This is a genomic window from Paenibacillus sp. JT22N12 (assembly GCF_056269365.1).
The window spans coordinates 69,779-92,431 of sequence record NZ_JBWDNU010000019.1 but is presented as its reverse complement, the minus strand read 5'-3'; the positions used below and the strand labels follow the sequence as shown (position 1 = coordinate 92,431).

The following is a 22,653-nucleotide window of genomic DNA, read 5'->3' as shown; positions in this document are numbered from 1 at the left end:
TAAGTTTCGGAGTGCCGATGGTATTGGCTGGCATTTCCGAAGATAAGATTGAGGGTAACGCTCGCACGGCCCATACTGGTGCCGCAATCAATCTCAAAACCCAAACACCGACGCCAGAGGCGATTCGGGAGGCGGTCCTCAACGTACTGACTAAGACGGAATTCTTAGCGAATGCACAAAGATTGAAGGCGGAATATGCTGCCCTTGATCCGTACACAGCCATCGCGAATGTCGTCGCCGAGTTAGAAGCCAAATAATATTACCCTTGTCAACCTATATTGATGACCGGGGAGATAAGGAGTTATTATTTACCTGCTCGGGAGTGGTTGTGAGATGAACGTTTCATTCACTTAAGATTGCGTCCATGGCGTAAAGCATTAAAGGAATTTTTAAAGTCGTTCTGCGTATATGGCATATAAAGGTGACATGCAAGTTTAATAGCTGAGCAAGAAAGAAGGAATTTAGTAATGAATCAATCTAATCAACATTTCAAACAACCATTGGCAGCTGGAGAACATGAAATCTTCATCGATGGTGTGCGTCAAGTTTATCACGTAGCTGGCAACGGCCCCGTTTGTTTGGTTCATTCAGGCGGACCAGGATTTCACTGGAAGTATCTGCAGATGCCAGAGCTGGAGAAAACAATGACAATGGTGTATCTAGAACCTGTAGGAACAGGTAAATCAGATACGCTGCCAGACGGAGACTATAGTATGCCTCGGTATGCGCATTTCGCACATAAAGTAGCCGAGCATATCGGTGCACAAAAGTATTACTTCCTGGGTCATGCTCATGGCGGTGGCGTTGGCATTCAATACGCTCTGGATTATCCGAACGAACTTGGCGGTCTGATCCTCCAATCCAGTGCTCCTTCTATGGGACTTGATCTATATATGGAGCAATTTAAACAAATCGAGAACTTTGCTCAACGTTGGCCTGATAACGCGGAAGCTCAAGATGCGAAGCAAGCTATGATGGATTCGAAAAACGTAAGAGACAAAGAATCGGCTCTGGCTGTTCTCCACCGCTTATTGCCTGCATACTTCGGTAACTACTGGAGCGTTAAGGAGAAAGTAGATAAATGGAAGGTTGATCTCGATTTCTTCGGAGACCCTAACCGCCAGCCATATGAGTGGGATGTCCGAGATGTCCTAAACACTATCACCACGCCAACGCTCATTCTAGTCGGTGAATATGATGTCAACTGCGGACCAAGGTGGTCCTATGAATTGGGGGAAAAAATTCCTGGATCTCACCTCATAGTGTTTGAGCGGGGCGGTCATATGGAGCACGTTGAGCATACCGAGCCATTTACGCAAGCTGTTAATGAATTCGTTGCTCAAACAAAGTGACTAATACGTAACAAGCGCACCGCGTGACTGCGTTCAGTCGAAAAGCCGGCCGAATTTATTCGGTTGGCTCTTGTGCTGTACGTCCAGCATGGGCGTCATCTCTAGGGTGAAAGTCCCGAACGGGGGTTGGCGGGAGGAGGCGCCCTAGCCCCCTCCGCTCACACCACCGTACGGATACCGAGCATCCTCACACCGCCTCCCAAAGTTTAGAAAGCAGTTCATGGAGAAAACTGTGATTTAGCGCGGAAGAGCGTAGGAATGACAACCTTCATATCATATTATTAGAACGATTCGTTCTATAATAATAGTAACAATCTTCGGAGTAATCCAATGACTAATTTAGAATTACGAATATTCCAGACATCTTCAGCCTTCTGTATAGTTAAGAACACAAAAGGAAATAGTAAAACGGCATACTGATTATAACTAGGAAATAAATTGGAGGTCTATTATTAATACTTCATTCTCGGTTAACTCATTGTTTAAGCCATTTACTTTTTGAAAATTTAGCGCTGTCAAATCGAATCGTGATGGGACCAATGACCCGAGGCTTCTCACCTGAGGGAGTTCCGGGTAACAATGTATCCCTACGCTGCTTGCAGTTCCACAGCATCGCTTGTTATGCGGGATCATCGTCCCAACCAGCTTAAACATGGTTCCCACAAGTAGGGGGTGTAGCGACGGGATTACCATTTCCCACGGGTACGATCGTTCTACCCCGGCTACCCGTACTAAACTCTTTAACGAAAAAGAGTTCAACCAGTAAAAACTGGCTGAACTCACGACGGGTATGATAACACAAAACTAAATACCTAACGCAGCCAAGGGGCTAAGCAGGAGGATATTCCCGTTGCTCAACTCTTTTTTTGAATGCAGTTCTGATTTCTTCTAGCACCAGAACTAAATGATTGGAAATACCCGCACTTGCATAACCAGTTACAACCCACGAACTCTTTGTTACTGTGGACGCGACATACCAACCGTTATTATGAAGTATTTCACCTTTGTGCCTACCCCTCATATAGTCCCATATCATCCAACCCATACCTCCTGCAGTTTACGAATTATTCATCCTATATATTTATTGACATACCTAAAATATGTATGGTAAACCAACCTCATTTGTTATATACCCCAATGATGCCTGAAGGTTGGGCATAATTAATCATTCCTTCTAGGTGAATGGCAAGGTTAGATTATTCACCCGTCATAATACCGAAGTCACAAACCAATATCCCGAGCTACATAATGTTCCTGTCGGCATCGCGGATGTCATACTTGACGGTGAAGTCGTATGTGTGGACGCAAGAACCGGAGCAGTTGATTTCGAGGCTGTCATGGGGCGGTTTAAATCCAAAAGATCCTATGCAGGCTGCTGCCAGATCTCCGTTACATTTCTACGTGTTTGATTTGCTACAGACAATGGGGCGGATGTACGAAGCCGCTCACTGATTGAGCGAAAAGCAATGCTTAATGAAATAATGATCGATAGCCCGTATTTTAGCCATGTACTTAGTGTTGACGGCGTTGGAACAGACTTGTATGACGTGATTAAGTCGCGATCAATGGGAAGGCATCGTTGCCAAGCGTAAGGATAGCAGATACGTCAGCAGGCGTTCTCATGAGTGGCTGAAGATCATCAATTACACATATGCCGAGGTCCAGATTGCAGGATACCGCAAAGACGAATTCGGTTGGATGGTACAGCATGAGGGCAGGTATGCGGGAGTAATCGAGCTTGCGGTGCCGGCTGCTTATCGGAAAGTATTTTATTATGTGGCAAGAACGATGGCTACCGGCGAGGATAAAAATTATGTCTATGTCCAGCCTGTTATCAAGGCCAGAGTATGTACAAGAAATTGGACTAAAGCCTGATTATTAAGATCACCTGAATTTGTAGACTTTGTCGTTTGAAATTGAGTCATATCTACTGGCGACGATACTTGCTTCATTCGCAGTTGTTGTTGTAAGCACAGCAAGCTGGCTATATGTAAATCAAGAGCCATCTCCAGAGATTTATTGAAATAAGGTTGGGGGTTGTTATGAATGTTTTTTGCGGTTACTGAGGATCAGAAGGGGTCATCGGGAGTAATTAATATAGATGTTTCAGACGTTTGTTATATTAAACTTGATAGCTATTAGCGGATAGTGGGAGTGCATACGTATGGACAGAATGTATTTTATGCCGGGAACCTTGACTTAATGGGAAGAAACCTATGCCTTCAGGGGCTTTTGAGGTTTATGTTAAATCGCTCAATATTTAATGAGAATTTAACGCAATCAAGTTTTATGTAGTAACTCAATGCAAAAAACAACACGATAGCACAATTTAAACATATTAAAAACTTCCTGAAACCACAAGGTTATAACACCGCGTTAACGATGTTACAGACTTGTGGTTGAATGGGCGGCATGATGTAATCATCCGACCAAAAACCCTTATATATCAAGGAATACGGGACCCTTCGGGGTCCCGTTTTTGTATTAAAATCACAAAAAAGTTACATGCTTGCAGTAAAGCCTTTTCGAGCGGCGCCGAGCCGATTCATTATTAGGGGATGAGGCACACCAGCCTCAGCAAGCAAGGATATATGCGTTGAAAAGGCAAAAAAGACCCGCAAGGCGGGTCTTTTTAGGGGGAGATTACAAGTCCGGAACGTGATCGGAGGTTTACGTTCCAAAGCTTAAATTAATAACCGAATTTTCCAACTCCACAGCTGCATGCGATTATGACAAGCAAGATAAAGAGTACGAGAATAATGCCAATACCTGTGCCAAATCCACCATAGCCAACGCCGCCAACTACACCGGACATCCAAAGCACCTCCTTGTTTTTCGGTACTCTTTAACTTATGCACACGTACCCGGGTATGAGTGGGCAGTTGTTACGGAGTGGCATTAGCCCATGATTGAAACTGCAGGGAATCAATACTGGAGGGGCAAGACTTTGGGAGATACTTGTTGATCCATACATGTATTTTCGGGAATTATAAGTACTTGTTATGTTGGAAACTGATTTTGATACCGTGGGCATCAGAAAATCATCATCGCAGATAACAAAAGGGGGCAGCGGTTTGCTACCCCATTAAAAAAACAACTAGTTGCGCTGCAGCAGCAAATATCCGCTAATATTTGAAGTTTTTTTACGGAATACAATCTTGAAGCCAATATCATTGTCTAATAAACAGTTCAGAGCATTGATAAGCAATCCATTTGGTACCAGACTTGCTCTGCACGGTACTGCGCTGCCAATAACGCGAGCAGAAATAATGCGGCGGGCTGAACCGGGAACCAGAGGATTTCTTGTCCAACTGATCAATACTAAATCAGGCTGAGGAATAGCTCTTGCACAAGCCATACAATCACCTCTCTTCTATTAGTTGCTCTATATTAAATGCAAAGTAGATCGATAGTGTGATAGGCCAAGAATTGAATATTACGAGAATTTAATGAAATACACAAAGAGGCTTTTTGCACAAGTTCGATTGAACTTATGCAAGAAGCCTCAAATGTTTTATATCTGTCATGATCCAAAAGACGAGCGTCAGCCTGTTCCTCTTGAGTAAATCTTATTTCTTCGAAAAGGCGGAGGAATCGTATGATTTTTGCATAATGTCCAGATAGTTCGTCAGGTCCAGACCGTCAAAACCTTTGATGTACGCATCCCAGTCCTTATCGAGACTCTTGCCGCCTGTGATGAACTGCAGGGCGTTTTGATCGATGTAGGTGGTGATATTCGTTTGCAGCATGCCGGCCTGATCGGCGGAAGCCGGATCGATCCAGACGCCCCAGTACGGGAAGATTTCAGCCGGCTGCTTGCCGTCATAGTTGTTTTTGGTGGCGTCGAACAATCTGCGCTCGTAGCCGTCATCATTATAGATATCCGTTGACTGCACCTGCGAGTTGCGGAATGCGGCATCCAGATCGTATTGGCCCAGCGAGCCCCACGAGTTGTTGCGCGGCTTCTCGCCGCTCTTCTGCGGGAGCGTTACCCATAGCGGCTGCACGGTGCTGTCGAGCGCTTTCTCTCCATCCTGCGGCTTCCGCCAGTCGATGCCTTCGATGCCGGCATTCGCCTGTATTTGTCCGTCGAAGGTGTAGATGGAATCAAGCATTTTTATAGCAGCAATTTGCGCTTCCTCGCTCGCTTTGTTCGTGAGCACAAATGATGCCCCCTGGTTCCCTGTATACTGGATGGTCGCATAATTTATACCGTTCGGTCCGGTCAGAGGGGGAATGGAGTCATAATCCTTGGAGTTGCGGTTGCCGTCGGCGATGTCCAGGAAGATTGCGGGATGCATGCCTGCTCCGGCACCGAGAATCTGACCGTCGGCATTTTCACCGATTTTCTTGAACGCGTCGGCGTTTTGTGTGAATGCGCCCGGATCGATCAGCCCTTCATCATACAGCGACTTGATGTAGGCAAGACCTTCTTTCCATTCCGGTTTATTGGCTGCGAGATCTACTTTTCCGTCCTTCATCATCAGGTAGGTGCGGTCGTCATCGTAGATGAAGGCATTCATCAGATAGGGAATGACATGTACGCCAAAGGTTTCTGTCGAACCGCTAAGAGGCACTTCGTCTTTCTTACCGTTGCCGTTCGGATCGTCGTTCTTGAAGGCTTCCAGCATTTTCTTGAAATCTTCAGGGGTCTTCGGTGTCTCGATGCCCAGCTTCTTCATCCATGAGCTGTTAACCCACATTTTGTTCGGGAAGGAACAGTGGTAGCAGGCACTCAGCCCGTTGATGCCGTAAATTTTGCCGTCCGGTGCTGTATTCATTGCCATGTAGTCCGGATTTTCATCAAGCGTTTTCTTCAGATTCGGAGCATATTGATCGATCAGATCGTTAAGCGGAAGGATAACTCCCTGTTGACCGTAGCGCAGCAGATCGTTTTGGCTGAAATGGTCGACATAGGCCACCAGCAGGTACAAATCAGGATAATCGCCGCTTGCCAGCGAGATTTGTCTTTTTTCAGGAGCACCGTCAGAAGGAACTGTTGTCCATTCAAATTTAATATTTTGCTGCTTCTCAACAAGCTTCGTAAATGCATTGGTCTCCAGTTTCTGGTTGTTGACCGTATCTTCATTCGCAAATACTCTGATCGTGACCGGATTCTCGGCCGTCGGCGCTTCGGCATTGCCTGTAGACGGCGTATTGGCAGCAGCGCCTCCGTTTGTTCCCGTATTGTTATCCTTGGCGCAACCGGCCAGGATAATGCTAAAAGCCAACATGCATGCTGCGGCTATTGTCCACTTCTTTTTCAAAATGCAACCTCTCCCTTTTTTAAAATGAATGGAAACGGATTGAACCGCAAATCTCAGCTACATAAGCATTCCCCCTTTCAAGGACGGTCCGGAGGATTGCCTTGGGATCAGCCCTTGACGGAACCGATCAGCATTCCCTGGACAAAATAGCGCTGTACGAACGGGTATAAAATCAACACCGGCAAGCTGGATACGACGATGATTGAATACTTCATCAAACTGGCCAGCTGCTGCTTCTGGGCAATTTCTCCCGCTCCCAAGGTGCCTGTATTCGCATTCAGAATTAGAATCGACCGGAGGAACAGCTGCAGTGGAAACAGATTGTTGGATTTCAGATAAATCAGGGCGTCGAAATAGGCGTTCCATTGTCCGACAGCGTACATTAACGTCAATACGGCGAGAATCGGCTTGGAAAGCGGCAGAACAATGCTGAATATGAAGCGCAGGTCGCTGCAGCCGTCAATCTCAGCGGCCTCCGCCAGCTCGTCGGGAATGGAGGTGGCGAAGAAGGTCCGGGCGATGATAACCTGCCATACCCAGATTGCATTGGGCAGCAGCAGAGCCCAGCGTGTATCGATTAAGCCGACCGCTTTAACCACCAGATAGGTTGGAATAAGGCCGCCATTGAACAGCATGGTGAATACGATGAACATCATCATTCCACTGCGGCCGAAGAATGTTTTTCGCGACAGCGGGTAGGCGATCATGGTCGTCAGTACGACGCTGATCAGCGTGCCGGCAACGGTATAGAACAATGAGTTTGCATAACCCGTCACGATCTGGCTGTTCTGGAACGCCGCCTTGTAGCCGACAAAGGTCGCTTCCACAGGCCACAGCCATACACGGCCGCCTGATACGGCGGAGGGACTGCTGATCGATGAACTGATTATGAATATAAGCGGATAAACCGTTGCCACCAATACTAGAATTAAAAACAGATAGATCAGTCCGAGAAACATCCGGTCTCCCAACGACTCGCGGACGGTATGTCTTATGCTCGCCATAGCAATGGCTCCTTTCTGTACGAAGCCTCTACCAAAGGCTGTTGTTGGAGAGTCGTTTGGCAATCGTATTGACCATTATAAGCAGAACCAGATTGATAACGGAGTTGAACAGTCCGACCGCCGTCGCGAAGCTGTAGTTCGCGTTGAGCAGTCCGATCTTGTACACATAAGTGGAAATAATTTCGGAAGTCGTCGTATTCAGCGGATTTTGCAGCAAATAAATTTTCTCAAAGCCGATCGCCATCATATTGCCGACATTCAGAATGAGGATGATGACGGCTGCAGGCAAAATCCCCGGAACATCCACGTTCCAAATTTTCTGGATGCGCGAAGCGCCGTCAACCTTGGCCGCCTCGTAGAGGGAGGGATCAACGCCCGCAAGCGCTGCCAAATAAATAACGGCGGAATAGCCCGCGGTCTGCCAGATGTCCGACCAGACATAGATCGAACGGAACATGCCCGAATTGCCAAGAAAATTGATGGATTCGGAACCGGTCGCTTCGAGAATTTTATTGACAAGCCCCGTGCTTGGAGCAAGAAACAGCATAATGATGGATACCATGACGACAGTGGAAATAAAGTAAGGCGCATAGGTGACCAATTGTACGACTCGTCTGAACCTCGCGCTTTTCACCTCATTGAGCGCCAGCGCCAGTATGATCGGTATCGGAAAGCTGATAACCAGCAAATACAAGGACATCAGCAAGGTGTTTTTCAGCAGCGTCACGAACACCGGATTATGAAAGAACTGCTCAAAATATTTGGTCCCGACCCATGGACTGCCCCAAATGCCCTTGAGAACATTGTAATCCTTAAAGGCCAGCACCGCGTTGAACATCGGGATATACTTGAAAATAACAAAATAAAGCAATGGAGGAATGACCAGCAGGTAGAGCTGCCAGTGCTTTCTTAAGCTTCGACCCGCCATGGTTCCCAGGTTGGAGAGCATCCCCCGCGACTTCGTTTTCTCTTGATTTGCTGCTGTTATCGTGCCCAGATGAATCCCCCCTTGATTCGCAGCGGCAATAGAATATGTTCGTGCCGCAGCTCTGTTGTGAACGCTTTCTTCTCTTGCCCACCTCAAATGATACCGATTTCATCCATGGCCCGTAAAGGTACAAATTCGTCTAAATTAGCGTACAATTGCGCAGAATATTCGAGCGTACAGTTCCCCGGAAGCGTACATTTTGCACCGGAAACAAGGGCAAAAGAAGGAACGGCAGTCACCGCCCTTAGGCGGCAAGCGCCGGTACTTCCATTAGACCTTCAGAATGGATAATTGTGATTCTGCAAGGACAAAGAAAAGCCTGTCCATAGGTTGGACAGGCTTTGGCGATCATGCTATTCCGATGTTTGCCGGTAGGCGCTTGGAGCTACGCCCTTGACACGCTTGAATGCTCTCCGGAAGGAATGCGCGCTGTTGTAGCCAACCTGCGCCGAAATTTCATCGATCGTCAGCTCGTTTTGGATCAGCAGATCGGAAGCTTTGTTCATCCTGATCCGTTCGAGATAATCGGAGAGGTTCTCTCCGGTTTGCTCCTTGAACAGATGGGAGATGAAGCGCTCCGGACGCTGCACCGATTCGGCAATCCGGTACAACGTTAGATCCGGATCCGTATATTGATTTTGGATATGGACCATGATGGCGCGGATCGTTTCATCGACATCGTCGGATTTTTGCTTGGCGATCGCGCTGCATATATTCCTCATCAGCGTATCTAGCCGGCTTCTGAGCTGTTCAACCGCATCAAGCGGTTGAATTTGTGCAATTTCATTTCTGACCGACTCGTTAAACGCCTCATCCTGAAAGGACTTCTGATCCATCAGCTTGAGGATCGTTCCCTTGAGCTCGACGATCAGCTGCTGCCTCATGTCATAGGAAAGCTCGCGCTCCTCGAAGTTTTTGAGCAGGATCTGATCCAGAATCCGTTTGGCTTCATCGTATTCGCCAACCTTCAGCGTGTTCAGCAGCCGCTGCTGGGTATCGATCGGGTAATAGTACATCGATGTTTCTCTGGCTGTATCAAGGTACCATACCACTCTTCTTTCACCGCCATACACGGCATATTCCGATGCCTGCTGCGCCTCGTCGAACGAACGGCTTATATCTCTTAGCGTCTGGTAGGGATTGCCGATGCCGATACTCACAGTAAGCCTGTATTGGTTGAATATCTCTTCGGCCAGCTGTGTCATCCGGCTCTCAACCAAATTGTCGGCTTCATCCTGAGGCTCCGCTTTCCTAGGGTACAGAAGGGCGATTTTATCCGAGCCTAGGTCGGTCACGAGCAGCTCTTCATCCTCTTCCTGGAGCAGCTTCTTGAGCAGCAGCCGGGCGAGGCTTAATTCATGAATGATTTCCTCGTTGTCGATTTCTCCATATCCGTTCAGCTTTATAACGCAAACATGACCTTGTGCGGAACCCACACTGATGCCTGCCTGGGATGAAACCGCCTCGATCTCGTCCAGCGAATAAAATTCGCCTACCAGAAGCCGCTTGATGAAGGCGTCGCGCAGCAGGGGCAGCTGCTTGTTCAGCTCCGACTCGAGCAGCTTGTTGTTGTCGATCAGATTCGAAATATTGCCTGACAGAAAATCGTACTCATTCTTGTAGCGGCCGGACCCGGACTCGGCCTGGTCCTTAAAGACGCTAAGCAGCCGGGCGATCGGAGCCGTATTGCGGTAAGCGAGCATCAATATAATCAGCAGACCGATTATCAGAGCGCCTGCCGTGAACATCCAGGTCACATACTTGATCTGGTTGGCCTGCTGCATGACCATCTCTTCAGGAATGCCAGCGGTATACAGCCAGCCAGTTGTGGCCGATTGCACGGTAATGAGAAGCATTCCGTTCTCAAGGGTATCCAGGTCGCCCGCTTGTCCCGAAGGGATATGAGACAGCTTCTTAATCGACGCGTCATCGATGCCTTGGGAAATAAGGGTGTTGCCCTTGTTGTCGGTTATGAAGCCCCAGCCTCCATTTTGCCCGAACATGCCGCTTAGCAGCCGGCCGATCTTCTGTTCGTCTATCGTCACGACAACGGTTGCCCGCGGTTTATTCAAGCTGTTGATTGGCAGCGACTGGATGAATGTAATGACCGAGCTCTGGAACGTGATGTCCGAGTTCTGCGCGCTGCTCTTGATATAGGGGCGGAGAGGGATAATTTCATTTTCGTGGAATTTATCCAAAATCGTCGTCTTCCACTGCTCGAAAGTCATATCTTTATAGTGATTCAGCTCGTAGAAATGCTCCGGTCGATAGTACAAGGAATCCGCCGTCAGGACAACATTATAGTTGTCCAGATAGATATAGAAGTTCTGCAGAAAATCATTGGCCCTTGTATAGTTGGCAATGTCCTTCGACATGCCGAGCAGCCCGAATACATTATTGGCATCGTGCTGATTCTTCTCTGTCATGATCAGATTCAGGTCCTTATTGATGGCCAGCTGCTTGGTAAAGGCCTCCACCTCGTTGAGACGGGTTTCGAGAATTTCCTTGCTCTGGTTGAGCAGCGCACGGCTGTTCTCGACGGAACTGGTCCCCGCTACCTTAACGGAAGCTCTGTAGGACATATAGCCGGCTACGTTGGGAAGCAGGAGCACGATTAAATATGAAATCAGAAATCTGCGAAACATCGGAGAAAATGTTGCCCCTCTCATTGTATGTAGCTCCCCCCGAAACAAAAATTAAGCGCTTGCATGACTGCGGTCCGTAGTTCTCTACCCCTATTATAGACGATCATGCGCAACTTATCACGAGTCGTTCGCAAGACACAAGCCATGAGGAGGCTCCACGCCCTGTTTTCGAAGAAAAAATGGCAGGGAATGCGAAGCTTCTATTAAATATACACTTAATACGGTGCTTCCATGAAGATGATGATTGGCGGATTAAAAATGTCGCAAAATGGTGAAAAACAGCTATTATTATCAGGCTGCAAGCAATAAGAGAAAGAAAAAAGAGCGCCGCTGCAGGCGCTCTAACAGGAATATAGAGGGGAGCTTAACCCCAATTGAAGCCGGTGTTCATGCCAACTCCATGACCGGCAATATTCCCGCCAGCCTGGACGCCAACCCCATGGGTGCCGAGATGACCGCCGGCCTGCACGCCTAATCCTTTATCGCCGCCAATGTGGCCGCCGGCATTAATGCCCAAGCCATATCCGCCGCCAAAATTGCCGGCTGCCTGCGGATCAAGGCTGCCATCCGGTGAGAGAGGGGCCCCATATCCGCTGCCAAGATGACCGCCAGCATGAATGCCGGCGCCGAATGGCCCAAGATGGCCATCCGCGTTAAAACCGATCCCATGTCCTCCTACTTGGTTCCAATAGGGCTCGCGTCCAGTAGGATATACCCAGGGATGATACGGGTATGGATGGACGGGTGGGTGTGCGTAATAGGGCTGAAAATAAGGCTGTGGATATCGGAAATATGGATATGCATAAGGATTGATCGCCATTGTTCAACCTCCAATACTTTGATGACTTAGCCTATTCACAATGAATGGATCGTGATACCTGCCTGGTTCAAAATGGGCTGTAGCCTAAGCAGGTATCAGGAGTCAAAAAAAAATTGAAGATATCATTTGCTTATTCAGATAATATGGGTTATACTATGATCTCCCGGTAAAACCGGATGAAGCAATGACGCGGGGTGGAGCAGCCCGGTAGCTCGTCGGGCTCATAACCCGAAGGCCGCAGGTTCAAATCCTGCCCCCGCAACCAATTTTTAAATGAATGGTCATAACATAATCCCCGTTCAGCCCCTAAGCTGATCGGGGATTTCTTCGTCATTTGATTAAACAATGGGTAATTTGAAGCTCTGGCGGTTAGTCATACTCGACGCGGTCAATATGCGCCCAGTTCAGTGAGTCAATGGCAACGCCATCAACTACCGGCAGAATCCAATAAATATGGCAATCCTTTCCCTCACGGTCGACAGCATGCACAGAAAATTCATGATCGTTAGCCTGAAATCTGCCTTCTGTCAGCAGCCGTCCCGTTATATCAGGATCGGCCAGTAATTTGTACGTGTTGCCATTGAATTCTACCGTTACAGATTTTATGTCGTCCATGATCATCTTCCTTCCGACCTCAAACCAGCCTGATGGACAGCCGGTTTCTTCGTCATGCTTTATGATGTCACAAATGGATGCGGAAAACAAAGGGTTTTCTGAAGTATGGCTCTTTTGATAGTCGTTTCATTATTTATTCTTTATTAAAATAGTAGAAAGTATGAAATTTGGTCCATACTTTGCTTAAACTAAATATACGCCGCCAGTGGACGGCGAAGCCGTTTCTTCTTGCTAATTATTATGGTAATGTTAAGGGTAGGAAATTTATAATGGCAGATCGTCAAGCAAAGCTGCTGTGTACCGCCCGAGGCCAGCGACAGCAAGAAATCCGGGAATGACAAAACGACGTTGATGGGCTGCAAACCTTAGTCGGGGAAGCGGCCTGTTTCTTTTTTTATTGGAACCTGCAGAGTAAATTTTGTGACAGAGAGGAATGGACAGGCATGGCTAAAGCGCCAAAAAGGCCAACAAGAGATGAGTTTCAGCTCGAAGAGCTCGGTGAGAGGCTGACAGAAGCCAAACAGGAGGATTCGGAGCTGTTGTTGACGGTATGGGGTTGGGAGAACAAGGTTCAAGGCAGGATTGTTTTAATGGATGCCCGGACGAGGCTTGTACATATGGAGAATCTTGGTGAAATTACGAAGGTTCCTTTTTTGGACATTATGAATGTGGAGAACGCCAGCTGAATTATAATCCGGTCATATTCATGAACGAAGCCATTCTCCCTTGTGTGGAAATGGCTTCTTTGACTTATGGAAAATTAAAAGTTTCACCAGTTTCGATTGCAATAGAAGGTCCGTGGGAAGAAACTGACTGCGGCGTCAAAGAACGGAGACAGCCGTTTCTTCCTGCTATAAAAAAAAGTGACCCGCATCAGATGCGGGTCCAAGTCGTTCTATATTAATAAAGGGGGGTTGTTAGTTCTTATTATAGGCGGCTAATCTTAAAATCAGATGAAGAGGATATGACATTTAGATTAAGAAATATTTCAAGAGAGGGACAAGATGTATTAATTGGTCTGCCCAATGTATTGATTTCTTGACGCCCCCATGCCAAAAACAGCGATCAGGACACTGGCAGTGACCAGCATCAACAGAGGAGATGTCCAACTGCCGAGCATATCATGAAGCATGCCGAACAGGACCGGGCCAATCGCAGCGAGCAAATACCCGACAGATTGCGCCATCCCGGACAGGCGGGCTGCTTCTTGGGCATGTCTGGTGCGCAGGCTGAAGAACATCATGGCCAGGCTGAAAGAGATGCCTCCGGCAATGCCCAGAATGACTGCCCAAAGCGGAACCAGGCTAATATTTCGAAAGAAAAGCCCGCCAAAACCGATCAGATATAACAAGGCGCATACGATCACAAGGGGCTGCTGATTCTTCATCCGCCCGGCCAGAATCGGAACAATGAATGTGCAGGGAAGAAGAGCGAACTGCATAAGCGATAGCATCCAGCCTGCTGTACTTGAGCTCATTCCCCGCTCCACAAGGATTTCCGGCAGCCAGGTTAAGGTGATATAGAAAATAAGCGACTGCAGCCCCATGAATAAGGTTACCTTCCAGGCGAGCGGTGACCGCCATATATTCCCTTGTGGAATGGCTGCACCGGATGCTGCAGGAGATGAAGCCCGATGGCTGTTCAGCTGCGGCAGCCAGATTATTATCGCAATCAAGGCAAGAATCCCCCAGAAACCAAGGACTCCTCTCCAGCCCAGCCAAATATGACCGGCCAAGGGGACGCTGATCCCGGTTGCGATCGCCCCGCATAAATTCATCGAAACCGAATATATTCCCGTCATCATCCCGATTTTATGCGGATACTCCCGTTTGATCAGGCTTGGCAGCAGGACATTGCAAACCGCGATGGCAAGCCCGATCAGAATAGTACCCCCGAACAAGGCGCCAAGTCCATTGGTGGCTGATCTCAAAGCTGTGCCCAGAACAAGTGCAAACAGAGCATACAGGAGCACCCGTTCCATCCCGTAACGACGGGCCAGCGCAGGAGCAAATGGCGATAATAAGGCAAAGGCAAGCAGAGGTAATGTCGTAATGCTGCCGGCAAGGGTGCTGGAGATTCCCAAGGAATCGCGGATTGATCCGATCAGCGGACCAACGGACGTTAGAGGCGCCCGCATATTTACAGCTATAAAGATAAAACCGAGGATCAACAGACTTCCTTGCGTGCGGCTGGCAGATTCCAGTTGCGATGGATGCAGCCTTAGTTCATTGCCTGTACTCATGGTGATTCCTCCACTCGGCTCTCCAGATCAATTCGGGACTGCTTGATATATAACTGTACCGCTTCGACCGCCTTATCGGCATCCCCGGCAATAATGGCTTCAACCAGCTGTTGATGAAATTCTTCATGCAAATTCCGGCTCCGCAGCTCAACCAGATAGGTAATGGATTGCTGCAAAGCCCCGCTGATATGGCTGTACAAGTCCATCAGTACGTCATTATGGGCTGCTGCTGTGATCGCTTGGTGCAGCAGAATATCCGAAGAGATATAGGCATTCTGGTCCTGGTTCCGAACAGCTCTCTGACAGGCATCCAGATGGGAGCTGATGGTTTCAATATCCATGTCATTACGGCGGGTGGCTGCAAGGTACGCCGCTTCTCTTTCCAGCGCATGCCGAACCTCCAGCGTTTGCAGCAGATCGGATCGAAGGACCCGCCGCTGAATGAGTGAGCCCAGGGCGCTGGAGGAGCTGACATAGGTTCCGTCACCCTGCCGCGTCTTGAGCAGCCCGGCATGAATCAGCGCATGGATTGCCTCTCTTAATGTATTTCGGCTAACCTGAAGCTGCATCATTAATTCCGGTTCAGCCGGTATGCGAGTGCCTACAGCCCAATCGCCGGATTCAATCATGGCTTCTATTTGACGGGCTACCTGCTCGACAAGGGTTAATCGGGTTGGTTGTTGGAGCATCTTTACACTTCCATTCTTAAACGTAGGATGTTTGGTTGTTTATAAATTATCATATCTATCGGCGGATGTAAATCGAGAGTTACTGGAATGCGGCGGTATTGATGCCGGTTGTTATGCAGCAGACCGGGAAATCCGGCAAATAAAAACACGCGCAATGGCTCAGCATTCGCGTGTGTGTTAATATCGGAAAATTTTAAGTTTCGTGCGTTATTGCAGAGGTAAGAAAAATTTGAGCGCCGCTGCCGAAGTCTCCAGCCAATCCCTTATGCAAAATAAAAAGAGATCGAGCCTGCCGCTGTTAGTAGAAAAAGCTTTGCATCTCTTCAGGGATGCCGTTGCGCTTCAGCAGCTTCTCAATCGTTTCTCCTTTGACAGGAGGACTGCCGGCTGTCAGCAGCCGGACGGCAAACTTATTGGCCTGCCGTTCGTATTTTCCGACATTATAGAAGGATTGCTCGTCCAGCAAAAATCGGCTAAGTCCGGGATGGAGACGGTCATGAGCCAGCTCGTGGGCACAGACGAAGCGCTGCCAGTTGTCGTCGAGCTGATCGTTAATGACAATAAAGCGCCTGCGCAGCTTCTTGTAATACAGGCCGCGGGTGCCTTCCGCAAGCTCCAGAAACCGGATATGAATTCCAAGCCCACGCGCAATCTCAAAAGGATCGTTGGTCTGAAACCGGCGGATGAGTTTGGTTATGATTTCATTCATGGCATCACCTTTTATCGTTAGCGGTTATTTCTTCTTCCTCTTGTTCATCTGCTTCGCTTCCCAGAACAACCCGGTCAGTACGTCCATGACGCGCTGCTTCCCGACATCGCTGATCGGCACGCCGTCGAACATGACGACCTCGTCCTCCTCCAGCATCTTCTTGAAATCGCGCTTGTCTCTGGAGGTTGCCCAATCGGGAAGAGGGGTGTGTGATTCAAAGCCTAGCAGAAAATCGGGATTTACGCCATAGAAATTAGCCAATTGATTGAGCATCGCAACACGGGGCTTGGCGATATTATTCTCCCAGGCATTGTAACGGGCCCTCTTGATTCCGAGCTTCGCGGCGACATCGGCCTGCGTTAAGCCCTTTTCCTCCCGAAGGCGAATCAGCATTGCTCCCATACTCATATTTATGACCTCCAACAATATTTCCAAATCGCTTGACGGATAAAATAATTATCTTTTATAATAATCTTACCGATCGAGGACCCGGTCCTGATTTGCTACTTAATGATAAAATAATTATCTTGTTCAATAGTATAGATAATTTTATTTTCGATGTCAACCGGATTTTCTTCTTATCGAAAATGAGCGGTTTCGCAGGATCTTAGCGATTGTTCCGAATTCTTTGCGAGTTCTCGGTTGACGATATCTGAAGATTGATTTTCTTGATGAAGGAAAGTTCTTTTATCCCGAAATAGCCCATCAATGCTATCTGTAATGATAATTTAATTATCAATCGAAGGAAAAGGAGAGATCAGAAAATGACAGAATTTCACTACGGGCAGACGGCTCTCGAGCAGCTGCGCTCCTACAAGCGATTGACTGCCCGGATCAAGGTGCTGGAGAAGCAGCCGGTAGGCAACGGGATCTATATCAGTTCATTTCGTCAGGATGATCAGCTTCAGGAGCTTCACCGTCAGCTGCGCGGGCTTCCTTCCTATATGTATCTGAACAAACGGGAGCAGAAGCTGGAAACGACAGCCCATGCCTACCTTACCCAATACAGGACAGGAACGCACAGCCAGCTGAGGGAGGTTAGCGGTCTCAGTCCTGCAGACGAGGAAGACGAGAAGCTGCTGCGGGAGCTGAAGGGCAAGATTGAGAAGGTCATTGAAGCAAGGTCGGGCGCCCGCGGCGGTTACGATGAAGTGATTGAGCGAATCAGCGAACTGCAGAGGATCCAGCAGGAGAAGAAGCAGATCGAGTGGGCGATCGAGGTGCTGGGTGAGTATAAACCTGAATATGGGCAGCTGCTGCGGCTGGAATTCATGGAGGATATGCACGTATCGGCGATTATGGACGAGCTGGGAGTTTCCCGTTCGACGCTTTACAGTTGGAGGCGCAAATCCATTGAGGAGTACGGCGCGATCACAGGAGCAGGAGGTTCGCCGGACCATCCGCAAGCTGGGAGATGAGTATTGAGAACCCTTGATCACCGCTTGCGAGAAACGGAATCGGGCAAAGCAATAAGACGGACGGTCGCGGACTGTTCGTCTTTTTTTATCCCTTTCGGACGCATAGGCTGGACAAAATCTGGACATATATGAGAACATTTGTTCGTAAAATCGTGTTATTATGATAACATGAACAAATGAAGCAAACGAGGCAAGGACAAGCGGGGAGCCAAGCAACAAGCGGGATTATTCGCCGAAAGGGCCCTGTCGGATGGCGTTAAACTAGGCGGAAGAAGCAAGCATCAGCCATGAAGGGGAACAGGAGGATGATCGGCCGGGATGAGACACACAAGCAGCAGTCGGGCGGCAAAGGAGTGAGCGTCAAAAACCAGGAAATCGGGCGGAAGGAAGGAGAATAAGGGATGATACTGGTTACGATCAACCGGATTTATGAAGGTCTTCTCGCGAATCTCGAAAGTTGGTTTCCGGACATTGAGATTTACGGGGAAGAGAATGAAGACGAGCAGCATCCATGCTTTATCGTGAAGCTGGCGAAGGTTGTGCAGACCCAAGAGCTGAACAACCGGTACCGGCGGGTGCATACCTTCGATATTGGTTATAAGGCTGTGGGCCAAACACCTGAGATGGTAAGGGATATAGCCGAGAGCTTGTATGAGCATCTGGCGCTTATCGGCATTGATGGGGCCTATTATCACGGCACGAATATGAAACATGAAAAGATAGAGAATATGCTGCATTTTTCAGTCGACTATGCCTTTCCGGTCATTCAGGAGAAGCCGGTTGAACCGCTTATGCAGAGCATGCAGATCAAGGAGGGGACCAAGTCATGAACGGCAATATGACCAATGACCCGCCTGCGGCATTAACCTTTTCGAAAGGCCTCCCCTCGCTCTGTCTTGGGGTGAACCCGGTACCGTGATCACGATTGAAGTCGGTGAGGACAATAGGTAAGCTCGGATATGCAAATGGACAGCTTTTCGTGACCTAAGAAAAAGTCTGATAGACCATTTAAGCCCCACTGACGTGAGGCTGTTTTTTATATTTAAAGAGGAGGTCACCAGGATGGATCCGGAACAATTGACATCCATTGAAAAGCTTGCGCAGCTGGCGGAAAAGTATGGCCTTTCACTTATTCTGGCTATTGTCCTGCTCATTGTGGTGCTCTATATCGTCCGGATGCTTATCCGTGGTGACTTGGTGCCACGCAGTTTGCTGGACAGGGCGGAAGAAGACCGGGACCGGCTGCAGGAGATTTTGGACAAGGAACGCGAAGGTGTGATGGCGCCGATGATCGAGTGGTTCAAAAATATCAAGAAGGACACCCCTGACAACAGGGGAGGATGACAAGCATGCCTCTAAAATGGTTGGAATGGTTTCTCCCCCGATTTCGGGACAAACGGGATGATCTCAACAACGCCTCCATCAGCGTATCGTTATCCATTCATCGTTACCGTCATTTATCGCAGGAGCTGCAGGACATCGTCAAAAACAACAATTTCGCCAAATATCTTGTTTACGAGAAGGAGGGGGATTGATCATGTCTCTATTTATTGATTGGACCTTTTTCCTGCTGTATGCCTTCTCGACCATCTCAGCCTCATTCATTCTGATCTCGCAAATCCCTTATTACAAGGAGCGGATCAAATCGGGCATTGTCAGTGCATTTCTGCTGGCGATGCTCTTTTTTCTATCAGCCTACACCCTCTCCATGGGGATTACGCTTTGGATTTCTCTATCGGAACTGCTGGGGTTCATCAGCTTGAAATTGGAGAAAATCCAGCGGCTGGCATGGCTGACAGCCCAGTCGGCGGCAGCTTTGGGGTTATTTCTCCTGTCCATACAAACCTATAAGAAACGCTATGACGCTTTTGTTTATTTCAAAAAGAAACCAAAAACGAAAGGATGATCAAACATGACGCAGCTGCACCCCTATTTGACCGAGGTTGTCTCCTCCGAGACGATCCGCTTCATATCGAGAAGGCCGTACTGGACTTCAACAAACAACCCACCACGGAGAGAAGGTGAACATACATGGCAAAAGGAATAGACTGCGCCATCCCCATAACCGCTTCTCCAGTCCCCCAAGAGGGCAGCATGAAAATGAACACCAGGGACGCAGATACGCTCATCCGGTTATTGGCCAGCATCTACGAGATGACCACAGATAAACAAGCCCGCGCCGAAATTCACCGCCTGGCGGATGAAGTGCGCAAAGCATCTGGCATCGCAATCCGGTGAACACCTACTCCTCCCTCCTGACCAAGGCACTCTCTTCAACCCAAAAAGACGCTTCAAGCATCTTGAACATGCCTGAAGCGTCTCTTCTTCTACTATTTTCACCCCAGGCACTAGTGCCATTCCTTTTATGATTCCATCCTGCTTTGCTGTCCCCGTCATTCCAGACGAAAATCATCCGTTTTCTCTCCGTCTTCCCATATTTCCACGAATAGAGCATCGCAGTTCTCAAAATCCCGAGGCTTCAAGGACAATGCCTTTTCCTCGTCCGTACCTGCATAAACATTTTCCATTCCGTCTTCATTAAACGAAAGAATGATATAAATTTTCACTTCATTAACCCTCCTGCATGGATATTTTAGCAGTATAACATAGAAGCGGGCAGGAGAGGCAAGCCTCTATTTCTCCGGTGAAACGCTGCAGTTTTGGGGGGGGGCATGCGGTCCACGTACGCAGCATCACTGCTGCACCTTTCCGATATCTTTGATTTTCACATCTGCGACGACCTTAATATTCGCCTGGGAAAAGAAAGCATGCCAGTCGGTACGCTCCCACTGGGCATAGCTCATCTCATTTCGCGCATATTGACCGATTCCCAGGGAATCCGCGCTTAACTGCTGCATCATCTTAATGATCCGGGTTCCTTCCTTTTCCAGATATGCACTCATCATCGCCTCCATTTTTTTTTGAATCTCTGCTTCCTGGAGCTTCATAGTGCCGGTATATTCCAGCAGCGAGCCGCGCAGCTTCATATGAACGACCACATTCAGGTCGGAGCCGCTTTTAATGGGCTGTTTGTGGCTGATCGTTATTTTTCGTTTGCTGGACATAAAGCTCATGATGACAATATCGCTCTCTTCCCCATTCTCCGAAGGAACCGGAATCGCCAGCTCTCCTGAATGAACGCGGCCCATCATAGAGGCAATCAGCAGCGAGTCCCTGGGTTCAACCTTTCCCACATACCGGTCTTCCCGAAACAGCGCCAAGCCATCAAGTTTAATACTTTCCTTCGATGCCTTAAGGATCGGAGCGACAGGGTCAATCCCCTTGTCCATGAAATCTCTTGTAAAGGTATACAGATTGGATGAAGGGATTTCATTCGCACGGCTGCCGGAGCGAATCAGAGTTTCAATATATTCCCCTGTCGAAGGGTACTGGGAGAAGTCGCTTTCCAGTAAATCGTTGGCATCGCCTTCAACGACGACCACACTCACTGTATTGCCGATGGACGGATCGCGGACAAGGCTGTCCACATGATGCCATAACCCGATTGATGACAATTTCTCGCCAAATAGAGCAGTCCGAAGCTGTCCGCTGACTACCTGCCGGTTATTCTCCCGGGTGAAGATGAGCCGCGCTTCCTTGCTAGACCTTGCTGTTGTCGACAGCAGGATTCGGGTGTGATGAGGCTGAGCCTGAGGTATGCTGATCGTGATCCGCAGCAAATTGCCGCTGCCATCCGGATTAGCCGTATCGTAAGCGAGGGTGCGTGCGAAACCCATTTGCTCAATAATTTTCTCGTCCCTGCAGCCTGTCAGGAAGAAGCAGAGAGTCAGGCATAGGATGGCTTTTTTCATGGCATTGATCCCTTCCTGCGGAATAAGCTTTGCCAGGCTAACAGCAGCAGTAAAGCCAGAGGGGCTGTGAATGATAACGCAATCTCGGCATAATATGCCAGGATCAGCAGCCGTTCAGATTCCCGGGCGATGCGGGGGATGCATCCGAATCCGAAGGACAATACGGCTAATGCCAGCTCCAGAATTCCGGCTTTGGCTGCGGGGAATATTTGTTTCAAACTCATCAAGGCAGCCCATGTAAACATGACAAGTGAGATCAGATTGGCAAACAGGAATATGGTATAGATCAGGTTTTCGACTCTGTTAATAAAGGGAAGCTCAATAAAGGATAACAGATTAATGACGGGATACATCAGGATCTTCAGCTGCTCGAAGCTGAAGAAGCCGAAGCAGGTGAGAATCAGCAGCAGAACCGTGAACAAATGAATGAAATGACCGGCATAAACCCCTTTGATCAAGCCGCTTTTGTTGTTGGTGAACGGAAAAAGCAGCAGGGCCAGCTCAAATCCAACAAAAATGGTGTATACCTCAATCCAGCCGACCCAACTATGCCCTCCGGTTGTTCCTTGAAAAAAATACTCCGTAAAATGGACGATCCGCCAGTGGGGAATATAATAAAAGATAAAAAAAATCAAAACGATAGTGAAAAAGAAAAAAATCGTACTCACTTTCCCGATATTATAAATGCCCTTGGTCAGCAAGTAGAACATCAGAAGAACGATTACCCCATACAGCAGCATCGGGTTCGTTGTGGGGAAAGATAGCATTTGAAAGATCAGAACATATTTTTTGCAGATAAAGCTCCCGAGCGCCGTCCAGAACAAGGCAAGCAGAATATAGAACGGATACAGGACGAAGCGGGGAAGCGTATGCCCGGCAATCTCGAACACGGAGCGTCCCCTGCCTATACGATAGACGAGCTGGATCAACATGATATTAACGGCGGCTGCAAATGAAAGCAGAATAACACCGAGCCACCCGTTGGTTCCGATGTTTTCCGCAACAAGCCTGGGCATGCTGAACATGGTTACATCAAGCTCGATCATGTAGATTAATAGGGCAATGTGAAATGTACTCAGCTTTTCATTCAAG

Annotated in this window: 27 protein-coding genes and 1 tRNA gene; 13 read left to right on the top strand and 15 right to left on the bottom strand. The window is 48.3% G+C overall.

Going from position 1 to position 22,653, the window contains the following annotated elements; translation table 11 throughout:
- The 5 genes from AC0YOA_RS35415 to AC0YOA_RS35395 form a co-directional block, all read left to right on the top strand.
- The coding region (locus tag AC0YOA_RS35415; RefSeq protein ID WP_475790573.1) for a glycosyltransferase at window positions 1-257 on the top strand (257 nt) is incomplete at its 5' end.
- Window positions 258-467: 210 nt separating this feature from the next.
- Window positions 468-1,352, top strand: a complete 885-nt coding sequence (locus tag AC0YOA_RS35410; RefSeq protein WP_475790572.1) for an alpha/beta fold hydrolase — start codon at window positions 468-470, stop codon at window positions 1,350-1,352.
- A gap of 1,178 nt (window positions 1,353-2,530) precedes the next feature.
- The gene (locus AC0YOA_RS35405; RefSeq protein ID WP_475790571.1) at window positions 2,531-2,761 is read left to right on the top strand and encodes an ATP-dependent DNA ligase; all 231 of its coding nucleotides are present in this window, start codon (window positions 2,531-2,533) and stop codon (window positions 2,759-2,761) included.
- Between the two features lie 289 nt (window positions 2,762-3,050).
- Window positions 3,051-3,227 carry a hypothetical protein gene (locus AC0YOA_RS35400; RefSeq protein WP_475790570.1) on the top strand — a complete coding sequence of 59 codons (177 nt, stop codon included), beginning with the start codon at window positions 3,051-3,053 and terminating at the stop codon, window positions 3,225-3,227.
- A gap of 28 nt (window positions 3,228-3,255) precedes the next feature.
- Window positions 3,256-3,375, top strand: coding sequence for an AgrD family cyclic lactone autoinducer peptide (locus tag AC0YOA_RS35395; RefSeq protein WP_475790569.1), 120 nt, complete (start codon window positions 3,256-3,258; stop codon window positions 3,373-3,375).
- 666 nt (window positions 3,376-4,041) lie between these two features.
- Here the strand turns inward: AC0YOA_RS35395 and AC0YOA_RS35390 are convergent.
- From AC0YOA_RS35390 to AC0YOA_RS35360, 7 genes are all read right to left on the bottom strand, one after another.
- Window positions 4,042-4,167, bottom strand: coding sequence for a sporulation protein YjcZ (locus tag AC0YOA_RS35390; protein ID WP_210046044.1), 126 nt, complete (start codon window positions 4,165-4,167; stop codon window positions 4,042-4,044).
- Between the two features lie 282 nt (window positions 4,168-4,449).
- The gene (locus tag AC0YOA_RS35385) at window positions 4,450-4,710 is read right to left on the bottom strand and encodes a hypothetical protein (protein ID WP_475771036.1); all 261 of its coding nucleotides are present in this window, start codon (window positions 4,708-4,710) and stop codon (window positions 4,450-4,452) included.
- Between the two features lie 211 nt (window positions 4,711-4,921).
- Window positions 4,922-6,619, bottom strand: a complete 1,698-nt coding sequence (locus AC0YOA_RS35380) for an extracellular solute-binding protein (protein ID WP_379114281.1) — start codon at window positions 6,617-6,619, stop codon at window positions 4,922-4,924.
- 107 nt (window positions 6,620-6,726) lie between these two features.
- The gene (locus AC0YOA_RS35375) at window positions 6,727-7,623 is read right to left on the bottom strand and encodes a carbohydrate ABC transporter permease (protein ID WP_475790568.1); all 897 of its coding nucleotides are present in this window, start codon (window positions 7,621-7,623) and stop codon (window positions 6,727-6,729) included.
- Between the two features lie 28 nt (window positions 7,624-7,651).
- A complete protein-coding gene (locus AC0YOA_RS35370; RefSeq protein ID WP_475790577.1) occupies window positions 7,652-8,551 on the bottom strand; it encodes an ABC transporter permease in 900 nt (299 codons plus the stop codon).
- A 413-nt stretch (window positions 8,552-8,964) separates the two neighbouring features.
- Window positions 8,965-11,280: a helix-turn-helix domain-containing protein gene (locus AC0YOA_RS35365; RefSeq protein WP_475771039.1), complete on the bottom strand. Its 2,316-nt coding sequence runs from the start codon at window positions 11,278-11,280 to the stop codon at window positions 8,965-8,967.
- A 340-nt stretch (window positions 11,281-11,620) separates the two neighbouring features.
- Complete coding sequence (locus AC0YOA_RS35360) at window positions 11,621-12,076, bottom strand: hypothetical protein (RefSeq protein WP_475790567.1); 456 nt, start codon at window positions 12,074-12,076, stop codon at window positions 11,621-11,623.
- A 188-nt stretch (window positions 12,077-12,264) separates the two neighbouring features.
- On the opposite strand from AC0YOA_RS35360, the gene AC0YOA_RS35355 reads away from it, so the two are divergent.
- A tRNA-Met gene (locus AC0YOA_RS35355) sits at window positions 12,265-12,341 on the top strand.
- Window positions 12,342-12,445: 104 nt separating this feature from the next.
- On the opposite strand, the gene AC0YOA_RS35350 is transcribed toward AC0YOA_RS35355, so the two are convergent.
- A complete protein-coding gene (locus AC0YOA_RS35350) occupies window positions 12,446-12,691 on the bottom strand; it encodes a hypothetical protein (RefSeq protein WP_210046049.1) in 246 nt (81 codons plus the stop codon).
- Between the two features lie 443 nt (window positions 12,692-13,134).
- Here AC0YOA_RS35350 and AC0YOA_RS35345 point away from each other — a divergent pair, with 443 nt between their 5' ends.
- Entirely contained in the window at window positions 13,135-13,377 is a 243-nt protein-coding gene (locus AC0YOA_RS35345; protein WP_210046050.1) for a YolD-like family protein, read from the top strand.
- 323 nt (window positions 13,378-13,700) lie between these two features.
- Here AC0YOA_RS35345 and AC0YOA_RS35340 read toward each other — a convergent pair whose 3' ends face one another.
- The 4 genes from AC0YOA_RS35340 to AC0YOA_RS35325 form a co-directional block, all read right to left on the bottom strand.
- Window positions 13,701-14,933, bottom strand: coding sequence for a CynX/NimT family MFS transporter (locus AC0YOA_RS35340; RefSeq protein WP_475790566.1), 1,233 nt, complete (start codon window positions 14,931-14,933; stop codon window positions 13,701-13,703).
- Entirely contained in the window at window positions 14,930-15,622 is a 693-nt protein-coding gene (locus tag AC0YOA_RS35335; RefSeq protein WP_475790565.1) for a FadR/GntR family transcriptional regulator, read from the bottom strand. Before AC0YOA_RS35335 ends, AC0YOA_RS35340 begins: the two co-directional genes overlap by 4 nt.
- A 298-nt stretch (window positions 15,623-15,920) precedes the next feature.
- Window positions 15,921-16,331, bottom strand: coding sequence for an ImmA/IrrE family metallo-endopeptidase (locus tag AC0YOA_RS35330; RefSeq protein WP_475790564.1), 411 nt, complete (start codon window positions 16,329-16,331; stop codon window positions 15,921-15,923).
- Between the two features lie 24 nt (window positions 16,332-16,355).
- The gene (locus AC0YOA_RS35325) at window positions 16,356-16,739 is read right to left on the bottom strand and encodes a helix-turn-helix domain-containing protein (protein WP_475790563.1); all 384 of its coding nucleotides are present in this window, start codon (window positions 16,737-16,739) and stop codon (window positions 16,356-16,358) included.
- Window positions 16,740-17,095: 356 nt separating this feature from the next.
- Between AC0YOA_RS35325 and AC0YOA_RS35320 the strand changes: the two genes are divergently transcribed.
- The 6 genes from AC0YOA_RS35320 to AC0YOA_RS35295 all read left to right on the top strand — a co-directional run bounded on the left by AC0YOA_RS35320 (window position 17,096) and on the right by AC0YOA_RS35295 (window position 19,987).
- On the top strand, window positions 17,096-17,749 hold the full coding sequence (locus AC0YOA_RS35320; RefSeq protein WP_475790562.1) for a DUF1492 domain-containing protein: 654 nt from the start codon (window positions 17,096-17,098) through the stop codon (window positions 17,747-17,749).
- Window positions 17,750-18,150: 401 nt separating this feature from the next.
- Entirely contained in the window at window positions 18,151-18,579 is a 429-nt protein-coding gene (locus AC0YOA_RS35315) for a phage tail terminator family protein (RefSeq protein ID WP_475790561.1), read from the top strand.
- Between the two features lie 232 nt (window positions 18,580-18,811).
- Window positions 18,812-19,093 carry a hypothetical protein gene (locus AC0YOA_RS35310; protein ID WP_210046070.1) on the top strand — a complete coding sequence of 94 codons (282 nt, stop codon included), beginning with the start codon at window positions 18,812-18,814 and terminating at the stop codon, window positions 19,091-19,093.
- 5 nt (window positions 19,094-19,098) lie between these two features.
- The gene (locus tag AC0YOA_RS35305; protein WP_475771044.1) at window positions 19,099-19,284 is read left to right on the top strand and encodes a hypothetical protein; all 186 of its coding nucleotides are present in this window, start codon (window positions 19,099-19,101) and stop codon (window positions 19,282-19,284) included.
- Window positions 19,285-19,286: 2 nt separating this feature from the next.
- The gene (locus AC0YOA_RS35300) at window positions 19,287-19,655 is read left to right on the top strand and encodes a hypothetical protein (protein WP_475790560.1); all 369 of its coding nucleotides are present in this window, start codon (window positions 19,287-19,289) and stop codon (window positions 19,653-19,655) included.
- Between the two features lie 125 nt (window positions 19,656-19,780).
- Window positions 19,781-19,987, top strand: a complete 207-nt coding sequence (locus AC0YOA_RS35295) for a hypothetical protein (RefSeq protein WP_475790559.1) — start codon at window positions 19,781-19,783, stop codon at window positions 19,985-19,987.
- A gap of 155 nt (window positions 19,988-20,142) precedes the next feature.
- On the opposite strand, the gene AC0YOA_RS35290 is transcribed toward AC0YOA_RS35295, so the two are convergent.
- The 3 genes from AC0YOA_RS35290 to AC0YOA_RS35280 all read right to left on the bottom strand — a co-directional run bounded on the left by AC0YOA_RS35290 (window position 20,143) and on the right by AC0YOA_RS35280 (window position 22,652).
- Window positions 20,143-20,316 (bottom strand): hypothetical protein, encoded by a 174-nt coding sequence (locus AC0YOA_RS35290; protein WP_475790558.1) that lies wholly within the window; start codon window positions 20,314-20,316, stop codon window positions 20,143-20,145.
- Window positions 20,317-20,442: 126 nt separating this feature from the next.
- Window positions 20,443-21,561, bottom strand: coding sequence for a Ger(x)C family spore germination protein (locus tag AC0YOA_RS35285; RefSeq protein ID WP_475790557.1), 1,119 nt, complete (start codon window positions 21,559-21,561; stop codon window positions 20,443-20,445).
- The gene (locus AC0YOA_RS35280; protein WP_475790556.1) at window positions 21,558-22,652 is read right to left on the bottom strand and encodes a GerAB/ArcD/ProY family transporter; all 1,095 of its coding nucleotides are present in this window, start codon (window positions 22,650-22,652) and stop codon (window positions 21,558-21,560) included. The genes AC0YOA_RS35285 and AC0YOA_RS35280 overlap by 4 nt, the downstream gene beginning before the upstream one ends.
- Window position 22,653: the final 1 nt, after the last annotated feature.

What these genes read in the sequence shown, in the direction of transcription:
- AC0YOA_RS35370 (WP_475790577.1), bottom strand. Translation starts at nt 8,551, where the DNA reads ATGGCGGGTCGAAGCTTAAGAAAGCACTGGCAGCTCTACCTGCTGGTC.
- AC0YOA_RS35305 (WP_475771044.1), top strand. Translation starts at nt 19,099, where the DNA reads ATGCCTCTAAAATGGTTGGAATGGTTTCTCCCCCGATTTCGGGACAAA.
- AC0YOA_RS35385 (WP_475771036.1), bottom strand. Translation starts at nt 4,710, where the DNA reads ATGGCTTGTGCAAGAGCTATTCCTCAGCCTGATTTAGTATTGATCAGT.
- AC0YOA_RS35400 (WP_475790570.1), top strand. Translation starts at nt 3,051, where the DNA reads ATGGTACAGCATGAGGGCAGGTATGCGGGAGTAATCGAGCTTGCGGTG.
- AC0YOA_RS35325 (WP_475790563.1), bottom strand. Translation starts at nt 16,739, where the DNA reads ATGAGTATGGGAGCAATGCTGATTCGCCTTCGGGAGGAAAAGGGCTTA.
- AC0YOA_RS35310 (WP_210046070.1), top strand. Translation starts at nt 18,812, where the DNA reads ATGGATCCGGAACAATTGACATCCATTGAAAAGCTTGCGCAGCTGGCG.
- AC0YOA_RS35330 (WP_475790564.1), bottom strand. Translation starts at nt 16,331, where the DNA reads ATGAATGAAATCATAACCAAACTCATCCGCCGGTTTCAGACCAACGAT.
- AC0YOA_RS35390 (WP_210046044.1), bottom strand. Translation starts at nt 4,167, where the DNA reads ATGTCCGGTGTAGTTGGCGGCGTTGGCTATGGTGGATTTGGCACAGGT.
- AC0YOA_RS35350 (WP_210046049.1), bottom strand. Translation starts at nt 12,691, where the DNA reads ATGGACGACATAAAATCTGTAACGGTAGAATTCAATGGCAACACGTAC.
- AC0YOA_RS35315 (WP_475790561.1), top strand. Translation starts at nt 18,151, where the DNA reads ATGATACTGGTTACGATCAACCGGATTTATGAAGGTCTTCTCGCGAAT.
- AC0YOA_RS35295 (WP_475790559.1), top strand. Translation starts at nt 19,781, where the DNA reads ATGGCAAAAGGAATAGACTGCGCCATCCCCATAACCGCTTCTCCAGTC.
- AC0YOA_RS35360 (WP_475790567.1), bottom strand. Translation starts at nt 12,076, where the DNA reads ATGGCGATCAATCCTTATGCATATCCATATTTCCGATATCCACAGCCT.
- AC0YOA_RS35340 (WP_475790566.1), bottom strand. Translation starts at nt 14,933, where the DNA reads ATGAGTACAGGCAATGAACTAAGGCTGCATCCATCGCAACTGGAATCT.
- AC0YOA_RS35410 (WP_475790572.1), top strand. Translation starts at nt 468, where the DNA reads ATGAATCAATCTAATCAACATTTCAAACAACCATTGGCAGCTGGAGAA.
- AC0YOA_RS35365 (WP_475771039.1), bottom strand. Translation starts at nt 11,280, where the DNA reads ATGAGAGGGGCAACATTTTCTCCGATGTTTCGCAGATTTCTGATTTCA.
- AC0YOA_RS35300 (WP_475790560.1), top strand. Translation starts at nt 19,287, where the DNA reads ATGTCTCTATTTATTGATTGGACCTTTTTCCTGCTGTATGCCTTCTCG.
- AC0YOA_RS35320 (WP_475790562.1), top strand. Translation starts at nt 17,096, where the DNA reads ATGACAGAATTTCACTACGGGCAGACGGCTCTCGAGCAGCTGCGCTCC.
- AC0YOA_RS35335 (WP_475790565.1), bottom strand. Translation starts at nt 15,622, where the DNA reads ATGCTCCAACAACCAACCCGATTAACCCTTGTCGAGCAGGTAGCCCGT.
- AC0YOA_RS35285 (WP_475790557.1), bottom strand. Translation starts at nt 21,561, where the DNA reads ATGAAAAAAGCCATCCTATGCCTGACTCTCTGCTTCTTCCTGACAGGC.
- AC0YOA_RS35345 (WP_210046050.1), top strand. Translation starts at nt 13,135, where the DNA reads ATGGCTAAAGCGCCAAAAAGGCCAACAAGAGATGAGTTTCAGCTCGAA.
- AC0YOA_RS35375 (WP_475790568.1), bottom strand. Translation starts at nt 7,623, where the DNA reads ATGGCGAGCATAAGACATACCGTCCGCGAGTCGTTGGGAGACCGGATG.